General features: G+C 39.7%; 1 pseudogene. It reads right to left on the reverse strand.

Annotated elements, in window-relative coordinates:
- Positions 1-56 precede the first annotated feature (56 nt).
- Positions 57-781 (reverse strand): annotated as a pseudogene (locus tag ACOI1C_RS22640) (IS21 family transposase); the annotation flags it as partial.

Genomic DNA, 781 nt, shown 5'->3' on the forward strand with positions numbered 1-781 from the left:
AGTTTCAGCTAATCGTAACGAACGACACTGCTCTTGTAACTGTGCCATTGGGTGCGTCATGCAGTTTTCCCCCCATTCATAATCTCAATATACGAATCTAGGTTTCTAGTAGATGCCGAAATGTGAGAGTAATTGGATGTGGAACACTCTTGCGAACCCTTGTCCTGACTATCTGTATTTTCTTCCTCTCTTTTTAGTGAAATTAATAAATCCCGTAGGTCATTTGCGCTTTTCAATTGAAGATCCATCGCCCTGTCTAATGCCTGGTTGATCCAGTTTGCTTCCTGCTGTATTAAGTTCCACAAAATTGAGAATTGATCTCCCAGGTGACGAGGGTACTTTTCTCTTAAGATAGAAATGAATTCCTCAATTTGCTCTTTATTTTGGAAAGCTTGTTGAATCTCTTTTTGCCACTGGTCAATCTTATTGGATCGTTTTCTCTTGTGGTCAGAATCTTGTATAAGTTCTCCTTTTCCACTATGAATGGCATGATCTGCAATTACTTCTCCACTGGCAGACAAGCGAATAAGCAGACGATCTTCATCTGTTACTTCTATGTAGGCTTGATTGCTTTTCTTTGGTCGATACGTCCCGGTAGGGACGGTGTAACGGTTAGACTCATACCAAATAACATTGTCCTTACGTATGCTTCTTGTTATACTATTAGTAAGATTATTCTCAAATGAGAAGCTTGTGGTGACTTTTTGTAAGTGTTGCTTCTCGATGGCGTGCACTTCAAAAGGTCTTTTTTTAGTTGTATGATGGACCTTATAATTGGCTG

Origin of the sequence: Bacillus sp. DJP31, from assembly GCF_049310945.1 — a bacterium.
Taxonomy (GTDB): Bacteria; Bacillota; Bacilli; order Bacillales; family SA4; genus Bacillus_BS.